The sequence below is a fragment of the Halanaerobium sehlinense genome (assembly GCF_055379485.1).
On sequence record NZ_AP042442.1, the window covers coordinates 99674 to 115079 of the forward strand.

A 15406-nucleotide genomic window follows, 5' to 3' on the forward strand; every position below is an offset into this window, starting at 1 on the left:
TAATTATACAATAATTTGCTTCGCATATAAAGAATATTGCAAAAAATATAAAGATATGTGTATATCAATCAATAATAGGTTTTATTGCTCCTTAAAATTACAAAACGTGTATTTATTTCTTATTTTAGCTAATGTTAATAATAATAAAACATGTTAAAATATAGATAATATAGAAAATAGTCTAAAAATACACACTTTATTTAAGTTGTGATCAAATAGATATAAAAAAATTAGGGAGGAAATAAATTGAAAATTAAATTCAAAGGATTTAGCTTAAAGTATAAATTTATTTTGATAATGCTGGTAGTTAGTTTAATACCAATGGTTTTTTATAGTTATTATTCCATAACTAATAGTAACCAGGCAATAAAAAATGGCGACATGGAGAAATTAACAGCAGTAAGAGATATCAAAGCAGCTCAGGTTGAAAACTTTTTTAATGATAAAATTGATTCACTTTTTATTTTAAGTCAAACACCAACTTTAATTGAAGCTTTCGAGGAGATTAATAATACATTTAAAGACAGTAGATTAGACAGTAGAGAATATAGTAATATTGATCAAAAATACAGGTCTTATTTGGAAACAGCCTCTGAGAGATTTGGGTACAGAGACCTGTTATTAATTAATAATCAGGGTGATATTGTTTTTTCTAGAGCACAAAATATGGATCTGGGAACAAATTTACTCAATGGCCAGTATGATAATAGTAATTTAGCCACTGCTTTTCAAAAAGGGTTAAAAGAACTATCGATTACAGATTATAAATATTATTCACCAGTTGATTCTTCAGCACTTTTTATCTCTGCTCCGATTAGGGATAATAATCAGGTGATTGGAGTCATGGCAGTTCAAGTATTGGACAGTAGAATTGATAGAATAGTAAATGAAGTATCTGGAATGGGGAAAACAGGAGAGATATTTTTAGTTGGAGAAGATAAATTAATGCGTTCTAACTCTCGTTTTAGTGAAGAAACTACTATTTTAGAAAGAGAAATTAATACTACAGCTGTTGCAGAAGCCTTTGCTAATAAAACAGATGTTAAAATTATTGATAATTATAATGGGGTTCCAGTATTAAGCACTTACAAAACTCTAAATATACCGGGAATAAACTGGGCAATTGTGGCAGAAATTGACGAAAACGAAGTTTTAGCAGTAGTTAACAAAATTCTTAAGGCTACATATATTCAACTAGCTGTCCTTGCCTTACTGGTAGGGTTAGTTGCTTATTTCTTTGCTAATAGAATAACCAAACCAATATTACAGGCCGTAAATTTGGCCAGAGAAATTGCAGAGGGGAATTTAAAAGCACCGCAGATTGAAGTTAAATCAAAAGATGAAGTTGGTGTTTTAGGAAATTCACTTAACAAAATGATGCAGAGTTTACAAAAAATAATTAATCAGGTGGCTGATCTCTCTGATGACCTTGCAGCCTCCAGTGAAGAATTGTCGGCTTCTGGAGAAGAAGTTGCAGCTTCTGCTGAACAGGTGGGAGGAGCAATCCAGCAGGTTGCCTCCGGGGCTGAAGAACAGACCGCTCAAATTATAGAATCAAAAGAGCAGATAGGTAGCCTAATTGACCAGATAGAAGATGTAGATAAAGATTCAACTGAGATGAACGAACAGGCTGATGATGTAATGAATATTTTAAGTGATGGACGCAAGCTCTTAAATGGCTCAATAACTAAAGTTATTAATGTTAGGAATAATACCAGTGATGTAGCAGTTAGAATTAATGCTTTAGGAGATTTGTCAAGGGAAATAGGTAATATAATAGAGCTAATAAACAGCATAGCTGATCAAACTAATTTACTTGCTTTAAACGCAGCTATAGAAGCTGCCAGAGCTGGAGAGGCCGGCAGAGGATTTAGTGTGGTAGCAGATGAGATTAGGGATTTAGCCGAAGAATCAACTTCAGCAACAGAAGAAATAGCACAATTAATAGCAGATATTCAATCTCGGGTAGAAAAAGCTGTTTCTGATATGAAAGAATCAGAAGTTATTGTTGGAGAAAGTGAAGAATCAATTAAAGAAACCGGGCTGATCTTTACAAAGATTAGTAAAGCTGCTGAAAAACTAAAAGAGTTAATTGAAAATACTTCTTCCAATACTAAACAGATGAATCAGAAGAGTACTCGAGTTGAAGCACTGGTAGAAGAAATTGCTCATGTTAGTGAAGATACAGCCAGTAATGCAGAAGAAGTAGCAGCTTCAGGTGAAGAACAGGCTGCTTCCACAGAAGAAATTGTTAAATCTGCTGATGATCTGGCTCAAATGGCTATTAATCTAACTAATCTAGTAAGTGAATTTGAAATTTAAAAATGTTTACTATTTAATTTTGATTATATGTCAACTAGATTTGGAAATGAGAGTTAAATAAGAAATAAATAAAAGGGGGAAGTTAACTTTTCCCTTTTATCAAATCATTCATGGTTTACAGAATAATATCTATTTATGTTTCAAATTGAATGGGGTGATCAAATCAAAATGAAAGCTATTTTAAATTATGAGGAAATTGATATTAGGCTTTTAATAATACTGGCGATAGCTGCAACTTTAATTTTTATAATTTTGGGTTATTACAGCATTCAGCTGATTGAAAATCATTTCTATGATGAGATGGAGAAAAAAACTTTAAGAATTGCAGAGAGTTATTCGTATAGTTTAAAAAAAGGAGCAGATGCTAATTTACTGGTTAATCAACTATTGGTAGAAAAATTGACTGTTATTAGTAAGCTTATTAGTTCTCTCGAGGAAGATTACAACAGTCAGTTTGAGGAACTGGCTGCCACTTTAAATTTAGATGCAGTTTATATATATAATGATAATGCTGTTATTGTAGAATCCAATCATCCAGAATATTTGGGCTGGAAACCCAGACCAGGCCACCCTGTTTATGAATTCTGGCAGAGTGATCAAGAAAGCCGGGTTGAAGATATTAGACCGGATTCAGAAACTGGAGTATTGTATAAATATGGGTATTTTAGAAATCCGGATGGGTCTTTTATTCAGGTAGGAATCAAATCCAGTTCTATTGATAGTCTTCTATCCAATTTCCGTTTAGTCGATATAATTAATGAAATCGAAAGTGTTGCCGAAATTAAAAGGATATCTTTTATTAATAATGATTTTATTACTACCCACAGTACAGATGAAAAGCTGATAAATAGTCAAATAACTAACCCAGATGTAATTAATAATCTGAAAGAAAATAATAGATGTTCGGCTGTTGTTGAGATAAATAATGAAGAATTCTACAGGGTTATTACCAGATTTGATTATAATAATCAGGGTTATTTATCACTTCTCTACCCAATGGATGAGACTAATAAAATGATAGGTATTTTCTCTAAAATTGCTTTTTTAGTTCTTACAATAGTATATATTATAATTCTTTATTCATTTTATTTGAATTATCAAAAAAACAAAAATTTAGTTGAGCTGGCCTATAATGATAAATTAACAAAGTTACCCAACATAGAATATTTAAAAGAATATTTAACAAATGAGGTTGTAGAAGATGAGAAAACTGCTTTATTTTTAATAAATTTAAATAATTTTAATCTGATCAACCTCAGTTTTGGTTATGATTATGGCAGCCAGTTAATTAGAGACTTTGCACTGCAATTAAAGAATCTGGAGAATGATAACAAAAAGTTATTTAGATTTGATGCTGATCGATTTATACTGGTCTATCAAAATTATTCAAATGATAGAGAGATTATAAGAGAAATTAAAGAAATTCAGCAGAAATTAAATTTAATATTTAAAAAAGCTAAATTTGATAATCAATACTTAAGTGCCGGTATAGCTGTTGAAAAAGAGATTAATAAATATAAAGATATAGATACAATTCTCAGTAATCTAAATATTACTGTCGACTACCGAAAAGAATCTAATAAAAATTATGTTATTTTTAATCAGGAAATGAAACAAAAAATTATCCGTAGAGATGATATTGAAAGAGAATTAAAAGAGGCTATTTCACTGGAAAAAGAAAGCTTATATTTAGAATTTCAGCCAATGCTGGATTTAGTTTCAAAACAAATCATAGGGTTTGAAGCACTGGCAAGAATGGAGTCTGATAAATATGGCAAAATATCTCCTGAAGAGTTTATAAATATTGCAGAAAATAGACATTTTATAATGTCCCTAACTAGATTAATATTCAAAAAAGCAGCAGTTTTTTCAGCTAAATTAGAAAGCCTGGGATTTAAGGATCTAAAAATCTCTGTTAATGTCTCCGGACTGGATATCATTCAGGACAAATTTACTGAAAATATTCTAAAAGTGATAAGAGAGAATGGAGCCAGCCCAAACAATATAAAAATAGAGATAACTGAATCAGTATTACTTAATAATTTTGAGATAATAAATGCAAAACTTGCGAGACTTCAGACTGCAGGAATAACAGTTGCTTTAGATGATTTTGGTACAGGCTATTCGTCTTTCCACAGATTAACGGAATTAAATCTGGATACAATAAAGATTGATAAATATTTTGTGAATATGATAACCAAAAAAAAGGAAGAAAATATCCTGGTTACGCCTATTATTAACATTGGTCACAGGTTAGGCCTGACAGTTATTGCTGAAGGAGTGGAACTGGAAGCAGAAAAAGAGTATCTGTTGGAAAATGATTGTGATATTATTCAGGGATATTTTATTAGTAAACCTATATCCGAAAAAGATGCTATCAATTTGTTATTAATTAATCTGGTTGAGTCTTTACCTCAATTAACTTGAGTGATATAATATAGATTGAATTGTATTAATAATTATATATAGAAGGTGATAAAATGCTCTGCGAAACTCCATGTTTTCTAAATTCTTTAGCATATAAAAGTGTGATCTTAAATAAAGATTTGGAAATCATATTTATAAACAATGACTGGAAAAAATATATTTCAGAAACAGATAAAGTAATAAAAAATAACAGTATCGGTTTAAATTATATTGAGCTAATTAAAAGTTTCAATAATTCTGCAGCAGATTATTCTGCTGAGATAAATTCTGGAATCAAAGCCGTTGTCAAAAACAAAAAAGACAAGTTTGAATTAGAATATCATGATTCATCTTCGGAAAATAGATCCTGGGTAAAGATGATAGTTACCCCTTTTGCTGAGGGGGTTTTAATTATGCATGAAGATATATCTGACAGAAAAAATTATGAAGAAGCATTACAAATAAGAGAAGAGCAGTATAAAAAGATATTTAACACTGCTCCAATTGGGATGCTGGTCGAGGATCCAGACGGAAATATCCTCGAGGTTAATGACGAACTATGTGAGATGACCGGTTACAGTAAGGAAGAATTAGAAGGGGATAATATTTTTAATAAGTTAGTTACACCAGATAGAATTGAAGAGTCAAAAAAAGATATAGAAATAATACTGAGTGGTCAGGATTTAGAATTTAACCTTGATAATATTAATAAAAATGGAGAGCACTATTATACTCATTTTAAAGAAACTAAAATTAATCTACCTGATAAAGGAACAGGTATTTTATCAATGCAGGTAGATCTGACAAATCTGAGAATGAAAGAAAAGAAACTTGAGTTTTTAAGCTATAATGATAAGTTAACAGGACTTTATAACAGGGCATATTTTGATCAGGAGTTAAAACGGCTGGATAATAAAGATGAGCTGCCGCTGAGTTTGGTAGTCATTGACGTTAATGGTCTCAAAATGATCAATGATGTCTACGGCCATTTAGCAGGAGATGAACTGATCAAAAGTGCAGCGGTTGTGCTTAAGTCATGTCTGAGAGACGAAGATATTTTAGCAAGATTTGGCGGCGACGAGTTTGCCCTTATCTTACCCCGGACTCCCAAAAAAGATGTTGAGAAAATTATAAAAAGAATTAAAGAAGAAAGCAGTAAGGTTGATGTTGAAGGGAATAAACTTTCTTTAGGTATTGGTTTTGCGACTAAAACTGAGCTGGAAGAAGAGATTGAGCAGATATTTGATCAGGCTGATGATAATATGTATAAAGATAAACTGGTAAAAAATAAGGACAGTAAAAATAATATTATAAAGAATTTAATGATTACTCTGGAAGCCAAAAGCAACGAAAATAAGGAACATGTTCAGCGGCTGGAAGAATTAGCAGTTAAACTGGGACGAAGGTTGGATTTAAGTTATGAGCAGCTGAGTAATCTATCTCTATTAGCTTCGATCCATGATATAGGAAAAGTAACAATTTCTGAGGGGATTTTAAAAAAACCGGATAAGTTAAATAATAATGAATGGGAAACAATGAAAGAGCATGCTGAAAGAGGCTATAAAATAGCGAGCTCTACTGAGGAGTTTTCAGCAATTGCTAAATATATCTTACACCACCACGAAAAATGGGATGGAACAGGTTACCCGAATGGGTTAAAGGGAGAAGAGATTCCACTTTTCTCCAGGATAATTGCGATAGTTGATGCCTATGATGTAATGACCCACGACAGACCTTATAGTGAGCCATTGTCAAAAGAAGAGGCTTTAAAAGAAATAAAGAAATGTTCAGGAAGCCAGTTTGATCCTGAACTTGTAGATGAATTTGTTAAGATGACTTTGGAAGTTTAATAGTAAATTTGTCTTTAATTATCTTTCTTTGTCGAAAGTGATTTTTTTAAAAGGTTATTTATATTGCTTAATGAATTATATATATAGGTTAAAAATTTTTTATTATTAATATACCCATAACCCCTATAGGGGTTAATTGTCTATATATAAATAATTATATTAAAAATAGAAAAGAAGAAATTTAAATAGTGTTATGAGGTGCATTTAAATGATTGAAATTTTTGAAACAAAAAAACTGAGAGAAAATATAAAACTTGAGTTAGAAATTATGGCTGACTTTTTTGATGTTCAGGAGTTACAGATGATGGTAATTGACTCAAATAACATGACTAAAGTTTTTAATTCAGGCAGCAAAAGTTTTGAGGTTGCTTCTGCTAAAATAATACCTGGAATTAATATCTATGACGAATTATTTGAAGCAGATGAAAAGCAACAAAGAAACATTTTAAAAAAATATTTTGATGATTTTAAAAAAAAGTTACTCAGTTTTAAATTGACTATAAATAATTATATTTATATAGTATATTTTCCTTATGATAATTTAAATTCAAGGCATGATAGTAGTTATTTAGTAAAGTTTAGAAGACAGATGGAACTAATATTAAAAGATATTTATAGTGACAAAAAAAGAGAAACTGATCTGGAGAAAAAAGAAAGAGAAAATAAAAACTTAAAAAAAGAAAAGTATATTGCTGCCTCTGCTCTTGATTCCGTGCCAGGTAATATATCTATTTTAGATGAAAAAGGAAATATACTTTATACTAATATCTCCTGGGATAAATTTGCATTTGAGAATGATGGTTTGCTTAATAATACAGGTGTTGGGAATAACTATTTAAAAGTAACAAAAGAGGCAGCAGCTGATGGCGATAAAAAAGCTCAAGCAGCCTATGATGGTATTTTAAAAGTATTAAATAAGAAAAGCGAATATTTCACTTTGGACTACCCTTGTGACTCTCCTTCTGAAAAAAGATGGTTTAGGATGTATGTTTCTTCTTTTAAAGGAGCAGGAGAATATGAAGTCCTAATTTTACATCAAGATGTAACAAAAGAGATTATGGCCAAGAAAAACTCCGAAATGATGATGGATCAATTACCAGGTGTTTTTCTAAAGTTAAATAACAAAAAGGAATTAATTACTTTCAATCAGAAGGCTAAAAAAATATTTAACTTAAACAAAGTTGATATTGGTCAAAAATTTAACAAGCTAAAATTAAAAAATAAAAAAGGAATCACCTATGAAGATAAGCTTAAAGAAGTCTTAACTGAAAATAAAAAGATAACTTTTAGAGTGATGATTGAAGATGATCTTGATCATTCTTATAAAAATATATTAATTCCGATTACAGAAGAAAGTAATTCTAAAAATATAATTTCAATCATTCCATATGGTAAAAATAGAACAAGAAAAGAGAAACAAAAAGTTACCAATCATTATTTGCAGCTATTTAACAATTTTCCTGAGGCTTTAGTTTTATTGGATATTGACAAAAAGGTAATCAATGCAAATAATAAATTCAAAGGTCTTTTTGGTTATCAATTAAAAGAATTAAAAAATAAAAAGCTTGATGAGCTAATAACAAAAAGTGGGAGCAAAACTGATACAGATGATCTTATCCACCGAGTGTTAACAGGTGAAAAAATAGAAAAAGAGGTTCGCAGAATTACATATAATGGTAATAAGTTAAAACTTAAATTGACAGCCTTTCCTGTACTACTGCATGATAATAAAATTGGTGTTTACGCAATATATAGAAAGCTCTAACGAAAAGAGCTAAAACGGGTGGTGTTGTTTGTGGAAAATAAAGATGGTGTAGTGTATTTAAAAGATGGTAAACTTACAATTGTTGATCCAGAAGGTCTGGGGAGATATCCTAGAATCACAGCAGCTGAAAATGTTGAGATTTATATTAATGGTAAGCCAGAAGGAAAAGAACTGGTCGTGAGTCAGGATTTAGAATCTAAAATTGATTTTAAATTCAATTCAATCAAAAAGAAAAAAGAGTTAAAAATAGAAGTTTCTAACGATAAGTTAGAAGCTTATTTAATAATAGATATTATTCCAGAACAACAGTTAAAACTTAAAGATACTGACGCTAAAAATCAGATAACAATCGAGACCCATAGTGTAGAGAAAAATTATCCTGAACTACATAAAAAAGAAATAATTGATCTACTTAATTATTATAAAATAAGTCATGGAATTAAACATGACTATATTAATCAGATTATTTCCAAAGAAGAGAATTTGAGTGGTAGGTATTTAATTGCTGAGGGTGAAGAACCAAAGCCAGGAATAGATGCAAAAATTATTAAAAGTGATAAATATAAAAATAAAGATCAAAACCAATTCAATATTATTGATTCTATAGATAAGGGAGAAATTATTTGCTTCAAAAAAGAGGTGGTTTCTGGTAAAGCGGGTGTTAATGTTTTTGGCGATAGAATTTCTCCTCCTCCTGTTAAAAATATAGAACTAAAAGCTGGAAAAAATGTTCAAATAATTGATAATGGCTTAAAGGCCATTGCAGCTGAAGCAGGTCAACCCCAAATTATTAGGAGAAGATCAACTGCAGAAGTGAAAATTAATAAACAGTATGTGCTAAAAGGTGATGTAGATAAATATACTGGACATATAAAATACGATGGTGATTTGCTAATTAAAGGAAATGTTCAGGACTATTTTAATATTGATGTTGGTAATGATATAAAGGTGCAGGGTAATATAGCAAATACTAAGATTAATAATAATGGTAATCTTTTTGTGAAAAATAATATAATAGCAAGCAAATTATATATTGGTTATTATTTAGAACAGGAAATTGTGGCAAATATAAAAAATATAATTTCTGCTCTGAATAATCTCAAAAAAGCTGTAGAAGAAATTTTAGGTGAAGCGAGTAAAAGGCAAATGAATACAAATAGTTTTAGATTGGGTAAGGTTATTAGACTTTTAGTGGAAAATAAGTTTCGTGCCTTAAGAAAACTGATTTTAAAAACTAACAACAAAATAGAAGATGTTAACCATATTAAAAAGTATTTTAAAGAAATTGTACCTTATTTCAATAATGTTGTAGCTCTAGAACGGATTACTGATGACACAATATTATATAATTTTAAAGAAGAACTGGAAGATATTCTTCAGTCTCAACTAGATAACAGTGGTTTATTAAAAATTTATGCTGGTTATATTCAAAATTCTGAGATTAATATTGGTGGTTCAGTTATTGTCAATAAATTGGGATGCTATAACACAACTATTAAGGCAAAAGGGTCTATAATTATAAAAAATAGATCTGGATTTTTAAAAGGAGGAAATTATCAGGCTGAAGGCGTTATTTACTGTCAGGAAGCTGGTAGCAAGCTTGGTAAAACTCATTTTAGAATTGGTAAACAATTATTTATCAAAGAGGCTTTAGGAACACTTATTATAAAAAGTGATAAAGATCGTAAGGTGATTAATGGAGGGACTAAAAATGTTAATTTAACTGTAGATGAATTTGGTAAGTTAGTACAAGAAATTAAACTACCTAATATTAATAAATTTCTTTGTTAATATTTGTTAAATAAAAAACAAAGATATTTATAGAAAGGATAAAATTAAAAATGTCTAGAAAAAATTACAAAGTAATTAGTTTAAAATATTTAGTAATCCCCATAATTATGACTACAATTATATTTTCACTAATTACTTACCACAGCATAAACTTAATTGAAAAATATTTCTGCAGTGAGATGCAGTCTAAAACTGAAAAAATCGCAAAAGGCTATTCTTATAGTGTAGAAAAGGGTCTGGATGCAAATCTATTGATTGACGAAATGCTGGGAGAAAAATTATTTGTGTCCTCTCAGATTGCAGCTTTAATGTCAGATGATTATCAGGATAAAATAAATCAACTGGCCGCACTTTTAGCGGTTGATGCTATCCATATTTATGATAGCAGTGGGATTATTATAAATTCTACAAACAAAGAATATCTGGGCTGGCGAGCAGAATCGGGACATCCGGTATATAACTTTATGGAAAGCAGTGATTTAGGATTAGTCGAAGATATTCGACCGGATTCTGAAAGCGGTATTAACTATAAATATGCCTATTTTAAAAAGTTAGATGATTCTTTTGTTCAGGTTGGGATTAAAGCAGAAAATATTGTTGGGTTGCTATCCGAATTTTCCCTGGAGCATTTGTTAGCTGAAATAAGAGAGATAACAGATGTAAAAAGAATTGCCTATTTAGATCCTGATTTCAAAATTAGAACTACTACCTCTGAATTCAGAAATAATAACTATTTTTTTGGTCCAGAAATTCAAAAAGAACTTAGTAAAAACAACAATTATTCCGATTTGATTACTATTGAGGGTGAAAATTATTATAATACTATATTCGAAATAACCCATGAAAAACACCCTGATCATGATTTTGGTTATCTGTCGATAATCTATCCATTTGAGGAAACACAAAATACTATTAATACTTTCAAAAAAATTTTGCTGGCAATTATAGTCCTGGTATATATTATTTTAATTTACACTTTTTTTCTGTCTTATAGAAAAAATAAGAGACTGGTAAAAATGTCATATTATGATCGCTTGACAGATCTTCCAAACAAAGAATATCTTTACGATGTTTTACAGAATGAACTTGATAACAGGAAAAATGCTCTTTTTTTAATAAACTGTAATAATTTTACTTTGATTAATCTCAGTTTAGGTTATAAATATGGGGATCAGTTAATCAAAGAATTTAGTAATCAGTTAAAAAATCTGGAAGATGAAAAAAGAAAATTATTTAGATTTGATGCGGAAAGATTTATTTTACTCTATCAAAATTATAATGATGATCAGGATTTATATAATGAAGTTGAAGCAATAAATAAAGAGTTAAAGAAAATCTTTGCAAAATCAAAATTTGACAACCAGTATCTATCTACAAGTATTGCTGTAGAAAAAGAAATTAATCAGTATCAGGATACAGAAGTAATAATCAACAATTTAAATATAGCCCTTGATTATGGGAAAAAAAGTGGAAGTCCATATCTCTTCTTCAATCAGGAAATGAAAGAACAGATAAAAAGAAAAGATAATCTAGAAAGTGAATTAAGAGAAAGCATTCGTCTGGAAAATGATAAAATATATCTCGAATATCAGCCAATCTATGACTTAAATAAGAATAAAGTAGTTGCTTTTGAAGCTCTTGCCCGGATGCAGTCCAGTCAATATGATAGAGTTGCTCCAGATGAATTTATTCAGATTGCTGAAGAAAAGCACTTAATTATATCACTGAGTCGACTAATTCTTAAAAAAGCAGCTAAATTTTCTGCTGATCTGGAAAAAGATGGATTTGGAGAAGTCAAGATATCAGTTAATATGTCAGGGCTGGATATTATACAGGAAGATTTCACAAAAAAAATTATAGAAATAATTAATAATGCTGGTATAAAAGCTGAGAATATTAAAATTGAAATTACCGAATCTGTTTTACTAAATAATTTTGAGATTATTAATTCGAAATTGGCAAAATTAAAAGAGGCAGGCATCACAACTGCTTTAGATGATTTTGGTACAGGATATTCTTCTTTCTCTAGATTAACAGAGTTAAATATTGATCTAATAAAAATTGATAAGTACTTTATAAACAAAATAACTAAAGGAACAGAAAATAATATTGTTGCTGCTGCAATTATTGATTTGAGTCACAGTCTTGGTTTGACTGTGGTTGCAGAAGGTGTGGAAACTGAATCTCAAAGAGATTATTTAATAGAAAAGAACTGTGATTATATTCAAGGATATTTATTTAGCAAACCATTACCTGAAGAAGACGTTTTTAAACTTTTGAAATCTGAGGATTGACTTGAGAATAATTCTGCTGCGATGAATTTTGGATTGAATGATAAAATCTTAAGTGGGCCTTTATGCTTAGTATAATGTATTTCCTGATGGTGTTCCTTATTTTTATTGTGGTAGAACCTGGTATATAATATAAGTATTATCATTAAAATAATGTCTGAGGCGAGAAATTTATGAAAGGAGATGAAAAGGAAAACCATCCCTTTTTGTAGGAGTTCATATTGATATAGATTGAGAAAAAAACGGCAGCAGAAGTTGGATAGCTTTCTAACCATTATGAACTAACTGGCCTTTATAACAGAAGATATTTTAATGAAGAACTTAAAAGACTTCATGACTCCAGAAAATACCCAATCAGTATAATTGTTGGAGATCTAAATGAATTAAAAGCTATTAATGATGATTATGGCCACATTATGGGAAATCGCTATATTAAAAGAGCTGCAGATTCAATTAGAAACGTTGTCAGAAATGAAGATGTTGTTGCTAGAATAGGTGGAGATGAATTTGCAGTCATCTTACCTGATACTGATTATTCTATGGCAAATGATATTGTTGATAGGATTTTAAAGAGGATAGAAAAAGATAATAGGATTGAAGAGCTGCCGGTGCCATTAACAATTGCATTGGGCTTTGAAACAACGGATTGTAATAACTATAATCCTAGTGGTAAAAATATTAGAAAATGTTACAATAAAGCTGATGAAAAGATGTATGAACAGAAATTTGCAGGTAGATGTTTATAAAAGTAATTAAATAAGATAATTACAGAGCTGGGGTTTTTAAATGAGACTTCAGCTTTATTACGTTATGAGGCGTAAAAAAGAAAATTTTGTCGACTTGTGAATAAAGGAAAAACCATATATTTCAAGAAGTATATATATTAGATGTAAAGAAATTGATTGACTTAAAATGAACTATTATACTATAAGTAAACTTATTTATGTCAAAATGAACAAATTATTAATTGAAGCAACTAATACAACATAATCTATCTTAAGTCGCGTTGGCTATAAGTTGCGTGTTCTTTGTCATCATAGGGTTAATGATGATTTTTCATCAACTAATTAGTTTCCAATGAACTATATCATATATACTTTTCCTATTTAATAGTGTATAATGGATCTAAATTATATTTATGATAGGAGATGGGTTTAATGAATAAAGTCGATCCAATCAGAGATAAAAGTTTAATTGAAGAAATTAAGACTGAGCTATTAAAGGATAATTACCGCAACTATTTGCTTTTTGTTTTAGGAATCAACACAGGATTAAGAATTGGTGATATCTTAAAACTAAAAGTACAGGATGTAAGAAATAAAACTCATATCATTTTAAAAGAGCAGAAGACAGGAAAGACTAAGAAGTTCTTTATTAATTCTGTATTGCGAGAAGCTCTGGATAGGTATATTAAAAACATGTCCGACCATGAATATTTATTTCAGAGTAGAAATGGAACCAATCAACCATTATCCCGCAGCCAGGCATATAGGGTACTAAATAAAGCAGGAGAAACTGTAGGTTTAGATAATATAGGCTGTCACTCCACCCGTAAAACATTTGGTTATCATCATTATAAGCAGTATAAGGATGTGGCCCTGCTGCAGGAGCTGTTCAATCATTCTGCTCCCAGTATTACTTTAGATTATATTGGCATTAATCAGGATGTCATGGATAATTCAATGAAGAATTTTTCATTATAAGTTAGGAGCATTATCATGAATTTAGAGTCTATTTTAGGTAAGATACTACAGTTAACAAAGAACATATATTTAAAAGAACCTAAAGAGAAATCTTATAAACATAGCTATTTAATAAGTTATGCCCCATTAGTTTCCTTTGAAGTTTGGTTTACTCAAACTGGAATTCATATATGTCGAGAAATTTCATTAATGAGTATCCAGTATGATTCTAATTTAAAAAATGGAAATGCGGATGATTTTAAGGATATAATAAAGAAAATTTTTAAAAACATAATTTTTAATGAACATCTTTTTGAAGTCAAATCAATTATGGCATTAAAAAAGAACAAAATCTTTAATGCAATGAATAAAAATCTTAAGAAAAAAGAATTTGCCTTAAAAGTTTGGCATATAATAAAAAATGAATTATCTAGTAGTTTAAAAGATTGGGTCATTTTTCACCCTTTACCAAGAGTGACAACAAAATCACTAAAATTAGAATTTGATGGGCTGTCTCTATTAAATTCAGAGGATAAAGAATTTTGGAATATGCTAGCAAATGAGTATCCTGCTTTAGAGTTTTGGGATCCTAAAAAAGGAAAACAATTTGATAGCAATGATAATATGTTTTCTAATAAATCTCCAAAATCATGGTTGGTTTGTGAAGTTAGTGGTTCAAAAGATATTTCTAAAAAAAGAGCTTCAATTTTGATGCGTAAATTTATTGGTGTTATATTGGCTCACTTATATATTGAAGATTCTTCTGTGCTTGCACATAGTGAAAGTGTGAAAACAACATATTCAATGCAAATATCTTCTGATATTAATACAAGGTTTAATTATTCATATATTGGAGTTATTTTGCATTCATTATTAATAGATTTAGAAATCACTTCTGAAGTTATGAATAAAGTTAAGAATTGGTATAAAAAACAAACTGAATCTGATAAATCTGATAGGGCAAGTAAAGGGGCTCAGTTTATTCAATATGGGATAACTAGAGAAACTGAGTTAGATAAATTCCTTCATTATTTTATTTCGTTAGACGCATTGTTTGGTGTGGACGGCAAAGTGGAGGAGAGTATAATTGAAGGAGTTTCTAATACTAATATGAGAGTAAATAAAGAAAAAATAAAAAGAATTTATAAATTGAGATCTGATTTAGTTCATGGTGGTTCTAGTTATATTAATGATTGGAAAGGCATAATAGGCTATCGAAATCATTTTAAGTCTTATCCTTTGAGAGATGTACAGGAAATTGCTTTGAAATCTTTAGTTAATTACTTTGAAAACTAATAA

At 29.7% G+C, this 15406-nt stretch carries 8 protein-coding genes and 1 pseudogene; all 9 read left to right on the forward strand.

The window, feature by feature from the left end:
* Nucleotides 1–246 precede the first annotated feature (246 nt).
* The 9 genes and pseudogenes from ACZ446_RS00475 to ACZ446_RS00515 all read left to right on the forward strand — a co-directional run bounded on the left by ACZ446_RS00475 (nt 247) and on the right by ACZ446_RS00515 (nt 15403).
* Nucleotides 247–2322, forward strand: a complete 2076-nt coding sequence (locus tag ACZ446_RS00475) for a methyl-accepting chemotaxis protein (RefSeq protein ID WP_464393212.1) — start codon at nt 247–249, stop codon at nt 2320–2322.
* A gap of 168 nt (nt 2323–2490) precedes the next feature.
* Nucleotides 2491–4749 (forward strand): putative bifunctional diguanylate cyclase/phosphodiesterase, encoded by a 2259-nt coding sequence (locus tag ACZ446_RS00480; RefSeq protein ID WP_464393213.1) that lies wholly within the window; start codon nt 2491–2493, stop codon nt 4747–4749.
* Nucleotides 4750–4802: 53 nt separating this feature from the next.
* Nucleotides 4803–6578: a diguanylate cyclase gene (locus ACZ446_RS00485; RefSeq protein ID WP_464393214.1), complete on the forward strand. Its 1776-nt coding sequence runs from the start codon at nt 4803–4805 to the stop codon at nt 6576–6578.
* 208 nt (nt 6579–6786) lie between these two features.
* Entirely contained in the window at nt 6787–8343 is a 1557-nt protein-coding gene (locus tag ACZ446_RS00490) for a PAS domain S-box protein (protein ID WP_464393215.1), read from the forward strand.
* A 30-nt stretch (nt 8344–8373) separates the two neighbouring features.
* The gene (locus tag ACZ446_RS00495) at nt 8374–10134 is read left to right on the forward strand and encodes a flagellar assembly protein A (protein ID WP_464393216.1); all 1761 of its coding nucleotides are present in this window, start codon (nt 8374–8376) and stop codon (nt 10132–10134) included.
* A 50-nt stretch (nt 10135–10184) separates the two neighbouring features.
* Complete coding sequence (locus ACZ446_RS00500; RefSeq protein ID WP_464393217.1) at nt 10185–12428, forward strand: putative bifunctional diguanylate cyclase/phosphodiesterase; 2244 nt, start codon at nt 10185–10187, stop codon at nt 12426–12428.
* Nucleotides 12429–12757: 329 nt separating this feature from the next.
* A pseudogene (locus ACZ446_RS00505) lies at nt 12758–13171 on the forward strand (GGDEF domain-containing protein); the annotation flags it as partial.
* Nucleotides 13172–13582: 411 nt separating this feature from the next.
* Nucleotides 13583–14128 (forward strand): site-specific integrase, encoded by a 546-nt coding sequence (locus ACZ446_RS00510; RefSeq protein WP_110300677.1) that lies wholly within the window; start codon nt 13583–13585, stop codon nt 14126–14128.
* A 15-nt stretch (nt 14129–14143) separates the two neighbouring features.
* Nucleotides 14144–15403: a hypothetical protein gene (locus ACZ446_RS00515; protein ID WP_464393218.1), complete on the forward strand. Its 1260-nt coding sequence runs from the start codon at nt 14144–14146 to the stop codon at nt 15401–15403.
* Nucleotides 15404–15406: the final 3 nt, after the last annotated feature.